The following is a 15,970-nucleotide window of genomic DNA, read 5'->3' as shown; positions in this document are numbered from 1 at the left end:
TAATAGTTAATTGGAGTGGTTTAAAATGAAAAGATCCAATCAATTACAAAAGAACATGAAATGGGAAATTGCCGGTATATCTTTATTGGCTTTGGCGGTATTGGTGTTTTTGTGTTTAATAAATCCTTCTATGGGAGTAGTATCCAATTATACAAGTATGGTTTTAAAAGCATTAGCTGGTGAGGGTAGGTATTTATTTCCCCTGGCAATTGGTACTGCAGGATTTAGTCTCCTGCGAAACAACAGGCGAAAGACTCATTCTGTAAATGTTTACGGTTATTTATTATTGTTACTAACAGGGCTGACATTGTTGCACCTACCCATTCCCGTAGACTATGCCCTACAAGCGGGAATGAAGGGTGATGGTGGAGGTTTAATTGGCGGATTTTCCAGTTACATATTTCAAAAATCCTTTGGTAAAACGGGAGCTTATTTAATACTTTTTACCCTGACTATAATAGGAATATTGATTATAACCGATAGGTCCCTTACTTCCATCTTTTTTACTATCTATAAAAGGATAAATAACTTAATTGAGAAAAGCCGGAAACAAATGTCTGATTTTTTATACGAAAAAGAGATACCAAATAAAACAGTAAAGAAAGAAGAGGCCCAGATAATTTTAAATTATGGTAATGATGCGGAAGATTATTTTGAGGAACAGGCAGCTACCATTGATTATCAACGCGAAAATGAAGAGAAAGATACCTATTTATCAGGTTCGGTAATGGTATCCAAGAATTTTTCCCAGGAGGACGATATGAATTTTGAAGGTGATGAATCAGTAGAGCCTGAGATAAAAGAGGCGGGTAATTACCGCCTTCCTCCTGCCAATCTCCTTATAAAACCTTCTAGGTTAAAGAATGACAAGGGAGAAAAACATATAAATGAAAATGTACGCAAACTGGAAGCTACTTTAGAAAGTTTTGGGGTTAAGGCTAAGGTCAGTAAAGTCGTTCGGGGACCTGCTGTTACCCGTTACGAAATTCAACCTCCACCGGGGGTTAAAGTAAGTAGAATTATGGGCTTGGCAGATGATATTGCCTTAAGTATGGCCGCCCTGGATGTTAGGATTGAGGCGCCTGTTCCGGGAAGATCGGCTGTGGGTATAGAGGTGCCTAATAAGGAAATATCTATGGTATATTTACGCGAACTTATAGAATCCAAGGAATTTTTCCGATCGCCTTCCAAACTTACTCTGGCCCTGGGAAAAGACGTAACTGGAATGCCTGTGGTTGCAGACTTAGCGAAAATGCCGCACCTGTTAATTGCAGGGGCAACCGGTTCAGGAAAAAGTGTATGTTTAAATACTATTATTGCCAGTGTTTTGTTTAAAGCTACCCCTTACGAGGTAAAATTTTTAATTATCGACCCTAAAATGGTGGAGCTGACCAATTATAACGGGATCGCTCACCTGGTGTCACCGGTGGTTACCGACCCGAAAAAAGCGGCTACTTCCCTCCGCTGGGCAGTTAAAGAAATGGAGCATCGCTATGAGCTTTTTGCTAGGGCCGGGGTGAGGGATATTTACCGTTATAATATATTGGTTAAAGAAAAAAGGAAAACAGAATTGCCCTTACCTTTGATCGTGGTGATTATAGATGAATTGGCGGACTTAATGATGGTAGCCCCGGCAGATGTTGAGGATGCTATATCCCGCTTAGCTCAAATGTCCAGGGCGGCGGGAATGCACTTGGTAATAGCAACCCAGCGTCCTTCGGTGGATGTCATTACCGGTCTTATCAAAGCTAACATTCCCTCGCGGATATCCTTTGCAGTTTCTTCTCAAATCGATTCGCGAACCATTTTGGATATGGGTGGGGCGGAAAAACTGTTGGGAAAAGGGGATATGTTATTTTACCCCGTGGGAGCTGCTAAGCCCCTAAGGGTTCAAGGAGCTTTTCTTTCCGACCGAGACGTGGACAACTTGGTAAGTTATTTAAAAAAGCAGAGTGTGCCGGATTATGATGAATGTTTTATAGCAGGGGAATTTCCAAGGGAGGAAGAGCCGGTTGAGGATGAGCTCTTTTCCGAGGCCGTTCGGATTATAACCGAATCGGGTCAGGCCTCTATATCCATGTTGCAACGGAGATTACGTATTGGGTATGCCCGGGCGGCGCGCTTAATTGATATTATGGAAAGGAAAGGGATCGTGGGAGGATATGAGGGAAGCAAACCAAGGGCAGTGTTAATGACCATGGAACAATATGAAAAAAACTTTAAAAATTCCCGCAGGTAAGAAATCATATTAGGGGGAAGGAAAAGTGGGGTAATTGTCGAAAGGATGACTTCAAAAAGATTGGAAAAAGTAAAGAAAGTAGTTTTTTGCGTTATGTCCTTATGGAGGTTAGACGTTGATGTTCAAGGATATCAGTGCGGAAGAAGCTTTTAAGCTTAGCGAAAAAGTGATTTTGGATGTTCGCTCTCCGGGCGAGTATGCTCAAGCAACTGTTCCCGGGGCAATAAATATCCCCTTGCTGGATAATGTGGAAAGATCCCTTGTGGGAATTACTTATAAACAAAAAGATCCTGAAGCAGCAAGGTATTTGGCCATGGAGATTGTATCTCCCAAACTACCATCAATAGTTAATGCGGTCAAGCAGGCGGCTGGAGGAAAGGCTATAGTGCTGTTTTGCTGGAGGGGCGGTGAACGGAGTTTATTTATGGCCAACATCCTGGGCTTTATGGGATTTAAAGTTTACAGGGTGGTAGGAGGGTTTAAGGCTTACCGCGGTTTTGTAAGGAATTACCTTGAGCAGGAATCCCTTCCTTTAAAAGCCGTTGTATTACATGGACTTACCGGTGTCGGTAAAACTGAAATTATTGAATTACTGGCCGAGAAGGGGATTCCTGTTTTAGACTTGGAGGGTCTGGCCCGTCACAGGGGATCGGTTTTTGGGAAAATTGGTATGCCTCCTTCTCCCAGCCAAAAGATGTTTGAAGCGTTGATTGTGGAAGAATTAAGAAAAGCGGAGCGGTTCGGTGTTTTTGTGGTTGAATGTGAAAGCAGGCGATTGGGCAATCTTTTGGTTCCTCAATCAGTGATGCATACCATGAAAGAAGGGTATAATGTGCTTCTTTACGCTTCCATGGAGAGCCGGGTAAACAGGATTAGACAAATTTATGCCGCCCAAGGCGCTGATGCCGTCCAAAGCCTGCAAAGGGCAATAAGCCGCTTGACCAAATATCTTGGTCGGAAAAAAGTTACAGAGCTTAATGAGGAAATTGAAAAAGGAAAAATTGAGCATGTTATACGCTTTTTGCTTACCGACTATTATGATCCGTTATACGGTTATCCCCATGCCTCCAGCGATGAATATGATCTTTGTTTGGATACTACGGATATTCCCAAGGCTGTTGAGCAATTAAAGACGTTTATTTGCCGGCTGCCTGAGTATGGCGACTCACTTTCTCGGGGAGGTGCGTTGGATGGATATTGGAGTGACCTTAAGAACGGCGCGGGAAAGACAAGGTATATCCTTGGAAGTTGCGGAGAAGGAGACCAAAATAAGGAAGAAATATCTGAATGCTTTGGAACAGGAGAATTTTGAAATTCTTCCGGGGAAAGTATACGTTCGCGGGTTTTTAAGAAATTATGCCCGGTTTTTAGGATTAGATGGTGAGGCTTTAGTTGAACAATATAATAATTACGTGGCTTTACAGGAAAACGAAAATTTTAAGCAGAATAACGTACGAGCATCAATTACAAAAGGAACACCTGGACGGCATTATGTTCTAATAGCTGTATTAGGGGTGTTTTTATTTGCAGGAATTATAATGCTATTTTCAGGGCTGTTTGGTAACGCCAATGAAACAGGGAACGAGATTTTCAAAGGAAAAGAAAATAATGTAATAACGGACCAGTCCAAAACCAATAAGCCAATTTTGAATAATGACTTGCAATCTACTGAAACTGCTAAAGATAACGAAATAAAAAATTCGGCGGATCCTGAGAGGGTAAATTTGGTTCTCAGTGCCGAAGGTCGTTCCTGGATGCGGGTAGTAGTGGATGGAAATGTGGTCCAAGAGGGTTTTATTGTTCCCGGTGAGAAAAAAGAATTTTCCGGGCGGGAAAGTATTAAGCTGCGTCTTGGCAACGCGGGTGCTATAAAGGTTAAAGTGAACGGTGAAGATAAAGGTTACCTGGGAGGAAAAGGACAAGTTGTGGAAGAAACTTTTTGGGCCGAAAAAACAACTGATTCTTAGGTTAAGATTATGCCGGGGGGTAAATCCCCCGGCAATGTGGTGATAGACATTTTGACACGGCATAAAAGCTAAAGTATATTAAATTTGTTAAAAACATAGCAATAAAAGGTGAAATTATGGGTATTAAGGTTGGAACCATAAGTCTAGGCTGTCCTAAAAATACAGTTGATACTGAACTTATGTTAGGCTTTCTAAAGGAAGAAGGTTTTGAGATTGTAGATGAAGCTGTAGAAGCCGATGTGATAATAGTTAATACTTGTGGTTTTATTACCGCTGCCAAAGAGGAGTCCATTGAAGTCATTTTTGATATGGCCCGCCTTAAAAAAGGAGGAAATAGGCCCTATATACTGGTGGCTGGGTGTCTTTCCCAGCGGTACGGCAGGGAATTGTTAAAGGAAATGCCTGAGATAGATGGGGTTATGGGTACCAATGAGGTTGCCAATGTTGCCCAAATTGTGAGAAGGATACTTAGTGGTGAAAGGGTTCTAACAATAGATAATAAGAATTCCCTGCATGAAGATTACCGCATAAGGGTTCCATTGGAAACTTCCCCTACAGCTTATGTTAAGATAGCAGAAGGTTGCGTTAATTATTGTTCATATTGTGTCATTCCCTATATAAAAGGCCCCTACCGGAGTAGACCTATGGAGGCTATCATTAATGAGGTGCAGAAACTTTCCGAGGATGGGGTTAAGGAAATTATCCTGGTTGCGCAGGAGACTACCCGTTACGGATTGGATATTTATGGAGATTATAAGCTGGCAGAACTTTTACGTCATTTGGTTTCCGTGGAGGGATATGAATGGTTACGAGTTATGTACTGTTATCCAACCAATGTTACGGAAGACTTAATAGAAGTGATTGCCCAGGAAAATAAAATCTGTAAATACATTGATTTGCCCTTGCAGCATGCCAGTAACGCAATGTTACGGAGAATGAACCGTAGGGGAAGTAAGGAAGATGCTTTACGCTTAATTGATAAATTACGGTCTTCTATTCCTGACTTGTCCTTGCGCACCACTTTTATAGTGGGTTTTCCAGGAGAAACAGAGGCTGATTTTAAAGAACTCCTGGAATTTATGGAAGAGGTTAAGTTTGAAAGGGCGGGAGTTTTTGCCTATTCCAGGGAAGAAGATACTCCTGCGGCATCAATGTCCTACCAGGTTCCGGAAGATATAAAGCAGGCCAGGGTACAGGAAGCAATGTTACTTCAGCAACGGATATCGTATACCAATAACCAGGCTAAATTAGGACAGATGGTTGAGGTTTTGGTAGAAAGATTTGATGAAACCCGTCAGATGTACGTAGGACGCACCCAGGCCGATGCACCTGAAATAGACGGACAGGTATTTTTTACTTCTTCCCGGTGTCTTACACCCGGCTTATTGGTTCCAGTACGGATAATTCAGGCCGACGAATATGATCTTACAGGAGAGTTAGTCCATGAATTTGCCAAATAAGCTGTCCCTTGCAAGGATTTTTCTTGTGCCTGTGTTTTTAGTAGTTGTTTCCTTAAAAGTTCCATACGGCGATTATGTTGCCGCGGGAGTTTTTATTCTCGCTGCCTGTACCGACGGGCTGGATGGTTATATTGCCCGTAAGCAAAAGTTGGTTACCAGGTTAGGGAAGTTATTGGATCCTTTGGCCGATAAGTTATTGATTTCTGCTGCCCTCATCGCCCTGGTGGAACTGGGGCGCTTGTCGGGATGGATTGCGGTTTTGATTATTGGCAGAGAGTTTGCCGTAACAGGCCTCCGTTCTGTGGCGGCAGGGGAGAATGTTGTAATTGCAGCCAGTTGGTTAGGGAAAATTAAGACTATTTCTCAAATTGTGGCTATAGTGGCCATGTTTTTACGTGATTATCCCTTCAACCTGGTAAATATTCCCTTTGGAAATATTGCCATGGGGGTGGCTGTTATTTTTACCGTTTGGTCAGGGGTTGACTACTTTCAAAAGGGATGGGTTTTACTTAACAAGGAAGAGAATTAATTTGTTATACCAACAGTTACCTAATGTATCAATGGGGTTTTGTGTTATAATTATGAGTTGTATAACATATAAGCTTCTCCCAATTTGCATTTCAGCTGCCTTGAGTTGGTGAGGGAAGGATGGTATAATGCAGTGGCACGGCTTCAGGATACCCATTGTTCTCCTTGCTTTAATAGTGGGGCTAACCGTCCTTTTAGGAGGCCAATGGGCCTATAATAAGTACAATTACCAGAAGCCTCTCGAACAAGCGCTGGAGGAAGTGGATACCGTAGCGGATTATTCAATAAATGACGATGATGAGGTACTGGTTATAAAGTTGAAATTAAGTAATCCTGATAATCTTATGGAGGAATATCAGAAGATTAATAATATAGTCCGAAGGATTGTGAATGAACGTGCATTCCGCATCGATTTAATTGATAACCCGGATTCTGCTTTGCAGGAAGCTTATTATAATAGTCAGTTCGTTATTCATGAAGCCATTATCCGGGGTAACTTTAGAGAAATGGCTGATGTTGTTCATGATTCAGCTGAAGCTGTGAGGGGGAGGGCAAAAATTTATGTGGGTTCCCGGAATATTTACCTGCAAATGGAACATGGGAACCATTACCTATATGAAGTTATTCCCCGCAACAATAGAAACCCGGGATGTATTCCGTAACGGCCGGGGAGGGAATAAATTATGATTAAAGAAATCAGCGTTGGTCTCGGACTGGCTGCGATAATATTTTTGGCCATAGTAGGATATGATATAATACCCATAATTTTCCTGGGGGCAGCCGGTGTATTATTATACCTTATGACCCGTTCCAGGGGGATGTTCGGTAAAAGCTTCAATTATGTACAACCGGGTTCAAGGCAAGAGGTTTCTTTTTCCGATATTGGAGGACAATCCTCAGCAATTAATGAGCTTAAAGAAGCCTTAGAGTTCATTCGGAACCATGAAGAAGTGAAAAGATTAGGGATTCGGCCTTTGAAGGGGATATTGCTTACCGGCCCCCCGGGAACCGGCAAAACATTAATGGCCAGGGCTGCCGCCAATTATACAGATGCTGTTTTTGTTTCTTGCAGTGGTTCCGAATTTATAGAAATGTATGCCGGAGTCGGGGCCCAAAGGGTGAGGCAATTATTTAAGTCGGCAAGGGAAGGGGCTATACGGCAGAGAAAAAATAATGCAGTGATATTTATTGACGAGATTGACATCCTTGGTGGAAAGCGGGGGCAGAATGCCAGTCATCATGAATATGACCAAACTTTAAATCAATTACTTGTTGAGATGGATGGTTTAAAAATAGATGACGGGGTGCGTATATTGGTAATAGCAGCCACAAACAGGGTGGATATGTTGGATCCTGCATTGCTCCGGCCGGGACGTTTTGACCGGCAGGTAACCGTGGACCTTCCTGATAAGAATGGTCGGCTGGAAATTTTAAGGCTGCATACCAGAAATAAGCCTTTGGCAAAGAATGTGTGTCTGGAAAGTATTGCCAAGGAAACTTTTGGCTTTAGCGGAGCTCATTTAGAGAGCGTTGCCAATGAAGCTGCCATTTTGGCCATGCGGGAAGGGTGTACTGAAATAAGTCATAAACATTTTCATGAAGCGGTGGACAAAGTAATGATGGGGGATAAATTGAACCGAAAGCCTTCGAGGGAAGAATTACGCAGGGTGGCCATTCATGAGACCGGTCACGCCTTAATGAGTGAACATGTTCGTGCTGGCTCGGTTTCTACCTTGACCATTACTCCCAGAGGAAAAGCACTAGGATATGTACGTCAAACCTCGGAAGATGATAGCTACCTCCATACCCGTCAATACTTGGAGAACCAAATAGCAATAATGCTTGCCGGCGCACTGGCGGAGGATATTGTACTGGGTAATAGAAGTACTGGTGCATCCAATGATTTTGAGCAGGCGGTCAAAATGGCAGAGCAAATTATTAAGTCGGGAATGTCTGAATTGGGAGTAGTATCCATGGATATAGTTCCAATAGGGACGCGTTTCCGCATAATAAATAAGATTATCCGGGAACAAGAAGAGCGAGTTCGGAACTACCTTAAGCAAAATGAAGTAGCTTTAAATGAAGTTGTTAACTTGTTGTTACAAAAGGAGAGAATATCCGGCGAACATTTCCGTTCAATCATTGCCAAGCAAGTTGCCTGATGATAATTTAGCTGTGGTCGCAATTGGTCAGCATCGTACAATAATGGAATGCTGGCTTTTGCGGCCTTTAATAACCTTTATTGGGCAGTTTTTCTTTCCCGAAAAGAAATTATCAATTGGAAATGAGGTGTTTGAGGTGCGTGCTGGGCTTATTTTTACCGGTACCGAACTATTGCTCGGACAAGTTGCCAATACTCACGGGCAATATTTGGGGCGTAAATTATCCGCCCTGGGTATTGAAGTAATTATGCATATAGTGGTTGGTGATAATTCGAACAATCTCAAAGAAGTTTTTTACCAGGTCTTTAAAAAATCAGATCTTATTATAACTACTGGGGGGTTGGGGCCGACAACTGATGACATTACCAAGGAAACAGTTGCAGATTTATTGGGGTTGGAAATGGTTCTTGATGAGGGCGCTTTAAATTCAATGCGGGAGTTTTTTAGCCGCAGGGGCGTTATTATGCCGGAAATTGTGATTAAGCAAGCATATATCCCTAAAGGTGCAAAGGCATTGCCCAATTTTGAAGGCTCTGCTCCGGGAATAATGCTTGAGCATGAAGGCCGAATTATTTTCATGTTGCCGGGGCCCCCACGGGAATTGCGTTCAATATTTGAAAATTCCGTGGAACCTTACCTGGTCAACCTGGGACCAAAGGGAGAAGTAACTTTTTCCAAAGTATTTAAATTAACCGGCATTTCAGAATCTGCCGTTCAAGAGAGATTAGCCAACATAGGAGGACAGGGAAATCCCGGCCTTGCTTACATTGCCAAACCAGGGGAAGTTCACGTTCGAATAAGTGCCCGGTCATCTGAAATTACTAAGGCAAAGGCTATGGTTAATGAATTGGCCGACAAAGTAAGAAACCGTATGGCAGGCTACATATTTGGTACGGATGATGAAGTCTTGGAAGAAATAGTAGGTAATCTCCTTGCGGAAAAGAAAGTTTCCATTGCCGTGGCTGAATCTTGTACCGGAGGATTGATTGCCAAGCGGCTTACTGATGTCCCTGGAAGTTCCCGGTATTTTATGGGAGGTATAGTGGCTTATGATAATTCCATAAAAACCAAGTTACTGGGAGTTCCTTCAGAAATCCTCCAAACTCATGGTGCTGTAAGCCGGCAAACTGCAATAGCCATGGCTGAAGGCATTTGTCAAGTAACAGGGTCAAGCCTGGGGTTGGCTGTGACCGGTATTGCGGGGCCTTTGGGGGGAACTCCTCAAAAGCCCGTAGGCTTGGTTTATATTGCCCTGGCTGCCTCCGATGGTACTTGCTGCCGAGAGTTTCGGTTTCCTGGACAAAGGCACGGGGTCCGTTGGGGAGCCGCTAATGCCGGGTTAAATATGATTAGGCTTTACTTACTTGCTCAATAGCAACTTAATAATTTTATTTAACTAATTATTGACAACTGGCTGTAACAAGCATTAAAATTTACTTCGAACAAGTGTTTTTCGGGAGGTATACATGTTGGCTATTGATAATGACAAGCAAAAGGCGTTGGAGGCTGCCCTTTCCCAAATTGAAAAGCAGTATGGTAAAGGTTCTGTAATGAGGCTGGGTGAAAATGCCGGCAAGATGAATGTTGAAGTAATTCCCACGGGGTCACTGGCTCTGGATGTAGCTTTGGGGGTGGGGGGAGTTCCCAGGGGAAGAGTAATTGAGATATTTGGCCCTGAGTCCTCCGGCAAAACCACCGTTGCCTTGCATATTATTGCCGAGGCCCAAAAAATGGGTGGTATGGCAGCCTTTATTGATGCAGAGCATGCCCTCGATGCTACTTATGCCAAAAAGATTGGAGTTGACATCGAAAACCTGCTGGTTTCGCAGCCTGATACCGGGGAACAAGCTTTGGAGATAGCTGAAGTACTGGTACGTAGTGGAGCTCTGGATGTGGTGGTGGTGGATAGTGTGGCCGCCCTGGTTCCCAGGGCGGAAATTGAAGGTGAAATGGGCGATTCCCATGTGGGGCTGCAGGCCCGGTTAATGTCTCAGGCATTACGTAAGCTTACAGGTGTCATTAGTAAATCCCGCTGTATTGCCATTTTTATTAACCAATTGCGTGAAAAGGTCGGGGTAATGTTTGGAAATCCGGAAACCACTACTGGCGGGAGAGCGCTTAAGTTTTATTCTTCTTTAAGACTGGAAGTACGAAAGGTTGAACCTTTAAAGCAAGGTACAGAAATAATCGGAAACAGAACCCGGGTTAAGGTTGTAAAAAATAAAGTGGCTCCTCCTTTCAAGCAAGCTGAATTTGATATCATGTACGGAACCGGCATTTCCAGGGAGGGAAGTATTTTAGATGTTGCAGTTCAATTAAATATAATTAATAAAAGCGGAGCTTGGTTCTCTTACGGGGAAGAAAGACTGGGACAAGGAAGGGAAAATGTGAAGGAATTTTTACGCCAACACCCGGAGCTTACCAATGAAATTGAAAAGAAGGCCCGGCAAGCATTGAACATGGGCGGGGTGAATATAATGGAAGTTGCTCACGTAAAAGAAGAGAAGGTGGAACTGAAAGAGAGAAAAAGATGACCGGTGGTAATTTATGGCGTCAAAAGAGCTGGAGCGGGCTAAAAAGAAGGCCTTCCGTTTACTATCTTATAGATCACGTACTGAGTTTGAAATTATTATGCGTTTAAAGCAGTCGGGGTTTTCTGATAAGGTAATAGCTGAATTGATGGGGTTTTTAAGAAAATATCATTTGGTGGATGACCGGGCTTTTGCCGAGGAATGGGTGCGTTTCAGGCTTAAAAACAGACCAAAAGGCAGGCGATATTTATATTTAGAGCTTATAAATAAGGGAGTATCTAGTAAATTAGCCGCCCAGGCGGTAAATTCTGTTTCCGATGAGGAAGAATATAATATTGCTGTGCATCAGGCAAAGAGCAAACTGAAAAAAGGTTGTTCTTGGTCTGCGGTGAGACGTTATCTAGAAAGGCAGGGCTTTTCAGACCAGATTATATATAAAGTTTACCGTTTTTTAACCGGAGAGTCCATGGATGAAGAAACTTGACATTTTGACATAAAATTTATAGAATAAGTAATTGGGAGAAAATAGAATTGGATACTACTTGGGAACGGGCAAGTTCTCATTTTTATTAATATATGTAATTTATAGGTAATTTAAAAGGAGTAATTTACCTTCACTTAAATTATTGAAAAAGTAAATTGGCTTCTGCTTAGTTATATTAGTTATAGAGGTATAATTTAGTTAGTAATTTCAGGGGTGATATTGCCTTAAAGTTATGCTCTGCCTTAGAACATTTGTTGTCCTGCCCGTATTGTTTGGGTGGCTTGCTTTTAAGGTATTCCATATTAAGACTTTGGTTAATGAGTCTCCATAATATAGCTTTAAAGTAAATTTTTTACTATAAAAGAATATTTAATGTTAATTTGCCCGTTACCATAATAAGAGTAGTGTCCATTATTCTATTTTTGCCGAGTGCCCCTCGGTCTTTTTTTTGCCGACTGGGGCTATGGACTTTTTAATGAAGGGGGGGAAACAGAATGGAAGGTAATATAATTATTATTTCTATAATTGTGACGCTAATTGCCTTTAGTGCCGGTTATTTTACGAGAAAATTCCTGGCCGAAGCAAAAATAAAATCCGCTGAAGTACAGGCCAGTAGAATTATTGATGAGGCAAAAAAAGAGGCTGAGTCTAAAAAGCGCGAGGCAATATTGGAGGCGAAGGAAGAAGTTTTAAAACTCCGCAATGAGGTGGAGAAGGAAAATAGAGAGCGAAAATTGGAGTTGCAACGTCTGGAAAGACGGTTGGTTCAAAAGGAAGAATTTCTGGATAGAAAAGTTGAATCGGTAGAAAAAAAGGAGGAGGCTTTGGCGCGAAAGGAAGCCGAGATCGAAGAAACAAAGGTAAAATTAAAGGAACTGCATGACCAGCGGGTAGCCGAATTGGAGCGTATATCCGGGCTTACTTCCGAAGAGGCAAAACAAATCCTTTTCTCTGAATTGGAAAAGGAAATTGAGCATGAAGCAGCACTTATGATAAAGGAAGTGGAGAATAAAGCAAAGGAAGAGGGAGAAAAGAGAGCCCGGGAAATTATATCTATGGCTATTCAAAGATGTGCTGCGGACCATGTGGCAGAGACCACGGTTGCCGTTATTCCCTTGCCCAACGATGAAATGAAAGGAAGGATTATCGGGCGGGAAGGCCGGAATATCAGAGCATTTGAAACCCTTACAGGAATTGACTTGATTATTGATGATACTCCTGAAGCAGTTGTTTTATCAGGCTTTGATCCTATTCGAAGGGAAATTGCCAAGATTGCCTTGGAAAAGCTTATAGTTGACGGGCGCATACATCCGGCCCGGATTGAAGAGATGGTGGGTAAGGCCCGAAAAGAAGTAGAACAACAAATTCGGGATGCAGGTGAGCAGGCTGTCTTTGAAACGGGTGTACATGGGATTCATCCTGAACTTGTTAAGCTGTTGGGACGACTTAAGTTCCGTACCAGTTATGGGCAAAATGTTTTGAAACATTCCATTGAAGTAGCTTACCTGGCAGGTTTGATGGCAGCAGAGTTGAACGTTGACGTAAAGTTGGCTAAGCGAGCCGGATTACTCCACGATATCGGTAAGGCTGTAGATCATGAGGTTGAAGGGCCCCACGTTAGCATTGGAGTTGAGCTGGCGAAAAAGTATAATGAATGCGAAGAAGTATTGCATGCCATTGCTGTTCACCATGGTGATGAAGAACCTAAAACTATTATTGCTGTACTTGTACAGGCTGCTGATGCCATATCTGCTGCAAGGCCAGGTGCCCGCAGGGAAACCATTGAAGCTTATATTAAAAGACTGCAAAAGCTAGAGGAAATTGCCTGTTCCTTTGAAGGTGTTGAAAAGTCCTATGCTATTCAAGCAGGAAGAGAAGTACGTATAATGGTGAGGCCTGATAAAGTTGATGACCTAGCAGCAGTTAAATTGGTTAGGGAAATTACCAAAAAGATTGAAAATGAGCTCGACTATCCTGGACAAATAAAAGTAATGATAATAAGAGAGACCAGGGTAGTTGATTATGCAAAATAAAAAATTAGGTTGGACAAAAACGGCCCTTGCCGGGCCGTTTTTATAATTTCAAAAGGAATAAATTTTCTGCTGTGATTAGATGCCGTAATTTATTTAGTGGAGTAGAACGGTACATTTTCAGGATCGGAAAGCAGGATTTTTAATATTTACAGGGAATTGAAAGAAAAGTGGTAAGATTTTTATGTGTATATAAGTAAATACTAATATTTTAGCTAAAAGAAAAAATACTTTTATATGAGATATGGAATTCGGTATAATTATTAATAATAAAATGCGCCATTTCTAAACAGGAGGATTTTAATTGCGTATTTTAATGATTGGGGACGTGGTTGGTCGCCCGGGACGTAGGGCACTGCGAGAAAACCTCCAAAATCTGGTAAAAGAATTCGATCTGGACCTGGTAATAGCCAATGGAGAAAACGCTGCTGGGGGTAATGGTATAACTAAGGATATCGTTAAAGAACTTCATGGATATGGTATTGACATTATTACTATGGGTAACCATGTTTGGAATAAAAAACAGATATTTGAGTTTATTTCCCAAGAAGATAGAATTATTCGGCCGGCTAATTATCCGCCTGGCACTCCGGGAAGAGGTTGGCAGATTGTTAAATCTAAAAATGAGGTTGAAGTGGCGGTTTTAAATCTTTCAGGGCGTGTATTTATGGATGCCCTTGATTGTCCTTTTCGCAGGGCAGATGAATTGTTGCAGGAGATAGCTGAGCATGTTCGGGTAATAATTTTAGACTTTCATGCTGAGGCTACTTCCGAAAAAGTGGCCATGGGCTGGTACCTTGACGGACGTGTTACAGCAGTTTGCGGTACTCACACCCATGTGCAGACTGCCGACGAGCGTATTTTACCCGGGGGAACGGCGTATATAACAGACGTTGGTATGACAGGGCCCAGGGATTCGGTGATTGGTTTTAAAACTGATATTGTTTTGGGAAAATTTATAACTCAGTTGCCTCGAAGGTTTGAGGTGGGGGGGGGATTATATCAGTTTAATGCCGTTATTATAGATATTGACGATGATACGGGACAGGCTAAGGATATATGCCGCGTCCAAAATTATGAATAATACACAATCATTTCTAAAAATAAGGAAATATTTTAAAATTTTCTTTAGGATAGAAAAAAGGAATTTTTTAACCCTCGGCGAATAAAATATTCATACGGAATATTATGAAGTAATAGGTCTTCCAGTTTAGAAGGAGGTTCGGAAAATGGAGGTTTTAAAGGTTTCAGCAAAGTCTAACCCAAATTCCGTAGCAGGGGCCCTGGCTGGAGTATTGCGCGAAAGAGGATGTGCCGAAATTCAGGCCATTGGAGCAGGGGCCCTCAACCAGGCTGTTAAAGCAGTTGCCATTGCGAGAGGGTTTGTAGCACCTAGTGGAATAGATTTAATTTGTATACCTGCCTTTACAGACATTATAATTGATGGTGAGGAACGGACAGCTATAAAGTTAATTGTTGAGCCCCGTTAAAGATATATAAATATATTTAGTTTATTGACCTGTTTATTCTTTAAATAGAATAAACAGGTTTTTTAATTTATAAATTAAATAAATAAAAATTTATTGGAGGATTTAATTTTTTATGGTGATACCCAGTTTAAAGTCAAAATTTAATAAAATAATTGTTGATGCTCATTGCGATGTCCTATCTGTACCGGGTAATAAAACCCTTAGGAAAACCAATGGACAATTTGACTTTGAGCGGATGCGGGAAGGAGGAGTAGTAGTACAATTTTTTGCTATTTTTGTTGCCTCCGGTTGTAAGGGCCGTGAGTTGGAGAGGGCTATGGAGCAAATAGACATGTTTTATACGGAATTGGAAAGAGAGGCCGATATTGAGCCGGTAACAAGTGTTTATGAGTTGGAGAATTGTATTAAGTCAGGGCGGCGGGCAGGCGTACTGGCTGTAGAAGGCGGGGAGGTTCTTTGCGGAAATATATCGGTGCTTCGAGCATTGTATAAACTTGGGGTACGTAGCTTAACGTTAACGTGGAATAACCGAAACCAGCTGGCGGATGGGGTTGGGGAGAAAAACAGCAAGGGGGGGCTAACGGATTTCGGGGTGCAAGTTGTAAAAGAAATGAACCGCTTGGGTATATTAGTAGATGTATCCCATCTTTCGGAAAAGGGTTTTTGGGATGTCTTAGAGGTATCCACTAAACCCGTTATTGCTTCCCATTCCAATGCCAGGGCCATATGCGGCCATCCGAGAAACCTTTCTGACCAGCAAATAAAGGCTCTGGCTGAAAAAGGCGGGGTAATAGGTTTAACCTTTGTACCTGAGTTTGTTGATCCGGAAAATCCTGATATATCGCGCCTTTTAGACCACTTGGACCACATAGTTGCCCTGGCAGGTACCAATTGCGTGGGTTTTGGCTCGGATTTTGACGGGGTTAAAAAAACCATTAAAGGTTTGGAGGATGTAACTAAATTTTCAGGCTTGTACCATGCGCTTATAAATAGAGGGTATTGTGAGGAGGATGTGGAAAAAATTTTAGGAAAGAATTTTTTACGGGTAATAAAACAGGTATGGAATTAACAGAGGTTTA

General features: G+C 42.0%; 14 protein-coding genes. All 14 read left to right on the top strand.

Annotated elements, in window-relative coordinates; translation table 11 throughout:
• The first annotated feature begins 25 nt into the window (after positions 1-25).
• Entirely contained in the window at positions 26-2,239 is a 2,214-nt protein-coding gene (locus ACX4JR_RS11080) for a DNA translocase FtsK (protein WP_476058115.1), read from the top strand.
• A gap of 118 nt (positions 2,240-2,357) precedes the next feature.
• On the top strand, positions 2,358-3,551 hold the full coding sequence (mnmH, locus tag ACX4JR_RS11075) for a tRNA 2-selenouridine(34) synthase MnmH (protein WP_476060541.1): 1,194 nt from the start codon (positions 2,358-2,360) through the stop codon (positions 3,549-3,551).
• A complete protein-coding gene (locus tag ACX4JR_RS11070) occupies positions 3,442-4,206 on the top strand; it encodes a helix-turn-helix domain-containing protein (RefSeq protein WP_476060540.1) in 765 nt (254 codons plus the stop codon). Before mnmH ends, ACX4JR_RS11070 begins: the two co-directional genes overlap by 110 nt.
• Before the next feature lie 116 nt (positions 4,207-4,322).
• Positions 4,323-5,666: a 30S ribosomal protein S12 methylthiotransferase RimO gene (gene rimO, locus ACX4JR_RS11065; RefSeq protein ID WP_476058114.1), complete on the top strand. Its 1,344-nt coding sequence runs from the start codon at positions 4,323-4,325 to the stop codon at positions 5,664-5,666.
• Complete coding sequence (gene pgsA / locus ACX4JR_RS11060) at positions 5,650-6,195, top strand: CDP-diacylglycerol--glycerol-3-phosphate 3-phosphatidyltransferase (protein ID WP_476058113.1); 546 nt, start codon at positions 5,650-5,652, stop codon at positions 6,193-6,195. The genes rimO and pgsA overlap by 17 nt, the downstream gene beginning before the upstream one ends.
• 127 nt (positions 6,196-6,322) lie before the next feature.
• Positions 6,323-6,856, top strand: coding sequence for a hypothetical protein (locus tag ACX4JR_RS11055; protein ID WP_476058112.1), 534 nt, complete (start codon positions 6,323-6,325; stop codon positions 6,854-6,856).
• A gap of 21 nt (positions 6,857-6,877) precedes the next feature.
• On the top strand, positions 6,878-8,356 hold the full coding sequence (locus tag ACX4JR_RS11050; protein WP_476058111.1) for an AAA family ATPase: 1,479 nt from the start codon (positions 6,878-6,880) through the stop codon (positions 8,354-8,356).
• Between the two features lie 136 nt (positions 8,357-8,492).
• Positions 8,493-9,731 carry a competence/damage-inducible protein A gene (locus ACX4JR_RS11045; RefSeq protein WP_476058110.1) on the top strand — a complete coding sequence of 413 codons (1,239 nt, stop codon included), beginning with the start codon at positions 8,493-8,495 and terminating at the stop codon, positions 9,729-9,731.
• A gap of 100 nt (positions 9,732-9,831) precedes the next feature.
• The gene (gene recA / locus ACX4JR_RS11040; RefSeq protein WP_476060539.1) at positions 9,832-10,890 is read left to right on the top strand and encodes a recombinase RecA; all 1,059 of its coding nucleotides are present in this window, start codon (positions 9,832-9,834) and stop codon (positions 10,888-10,890) included.
• A 13-nt stretch (positions 10,891-10,903) separates the two neighbouring features.
• Complete coding sequence (locus tag ACX4JR_RS11035; protein ID WP_476058109.1) at positions 10,904-11,371, top strand: regulatory protein RecX; 468 nt, start codon at positions 10,904-10,906, stop codon at positions 11,369-11,371.
• A gap of 494 nt (positions 11,372-11,865) precedes the next feature.
• Entirely contained in the window at positions 11,866-13,404 is a 1,539-nt protein-coding gene (gene rny / locus ACX4JR_RS11030; protein ID WP_476058108.1) for a ribonuclease Y, read from the top strand.
• 301 nt (positions 13,405-13,705) lie between these two features.
• The gene (locus tag ACX4JR_RS11025) at positions 13,706-14,485 is read left to right on the top strand and encodes a TIGR00282 family metallophosphoesterase (RefSeq protein ID WP_476058107.1); all 780 of its coding nucleotides are present in this window, start codon (positions 13,706-13,708) and stop codon (positions 14,483-14,485) included.
• Between the two features lie 145 nt (positions 14,486-14,630).
• On the top strand, positions 14,631-14,891 hold the full coding sequence (gene spoVS, locus ACX4JR_RS11020) for a stage V sporulation protein SpoVS (RefSeq protein ID WP_476058106.1): 261 nt from the start codon (positions 14,631-14,633) through the stop codon (positions 14,889-14,891).
• 112 nt (positions 14,892-15,003) lie between these two features.
• Positions 15,004-15,960 (top strand): dipeptidase, encoded by a 957-nt coding sequence (locus ACX4JR_RS11015; RefSeq protein WP_476058105.1) that lies wholly within the window; start codon positions 15,004-15,006, stop codon positions 15,958-15,960.
• The last annotated feature ends 10 nt before the right edge of the window (positions 15,961-15,970 follow it).

The sequence above is a fragment of the Desulfofundulus sp. JL263-se genome (assembly GCF_056316025.1).
Note: the sequence above shows the minus strand (reverse complement) of the source record. Positions and strands in the feature narration are given on the sequence as shown.

What these genes read in the sequence shown, in the direction of transcription:
- spoVS (WP_476058106.1), top strand. Translation starts at nt 14,631, where the DNA reads ATGGAGGTTTTAAAGGTTTCAGCAAAGTCTAACCCAAATTCCGTAGCA.
- ACX4JR_RS11015 (WP_476058105.1), top strand. Translation starts at nt 15,004, where the DNA reads ATGGTGATACCCAGTTTAAAGTCAAAATTTAATAAAATAATTGTTGAT.
- ACX4JR_RS11055 (WP_476058112.1), top strand. Translation starts at nt 6,323, where the DNA reads ATGCAGTGGCACGGCTTCAGGATACCCATTGTTCTCCTTGCTTTAATA.
- mnmH (WP_476060541.1), top strand. Translation starts at nt 2,358, where the DNA reads ATGTTCAAGGATATCAGTGCGGAAGAAGCTTTTAAGCTTAGCGAAAAA.
- ACX4JR_RS11080 (WP_476058115.1), top strand. Translation starts at nt 26, where the DNA reads ATGAAAAGATCCAATCAATTACAAAAGAACATGAAATGGGAAATTGCC.
- rimO (WP_476058114.1), top strand. Translation starts at nt 4,323, where the DNA reads ATGGGTATTAAGGTTGGAACCATAAGTCTAGGCTGTCCTAAAAATACA.
- rny (WP_476058108.1), top strand. Translation starts at nt 11,866, where the DNA reads ATGGAAGGTAATATAATTATTATTTCTATAATTGTGACGCTAATTGCC.
- ACX4JR_RS11035 (WP_476058109.1), top strand. Translation starts at nt 10,904, where the DNA reads ATGGCGTCAAAAGAGCTGGAGCGGGCTAAAAAGAAGGCCTTCCGTTTA.
- pgsA (WP_476058113.1), top strand. Translation starts at nt 5,650, where the DNA reads ATGAATTTGCCAAATAAGCTGTCCCTTGCAAGGATTTTTCTTGTGCCT.
- ACX4JR_RS11050 (WP_476058111.1), top strand. Translation starts at nt 6,878, where the DNA reads ATGATTAAAGAAATCAGCGTTGGTCTCGGACTGGCTGCGATAATATTT.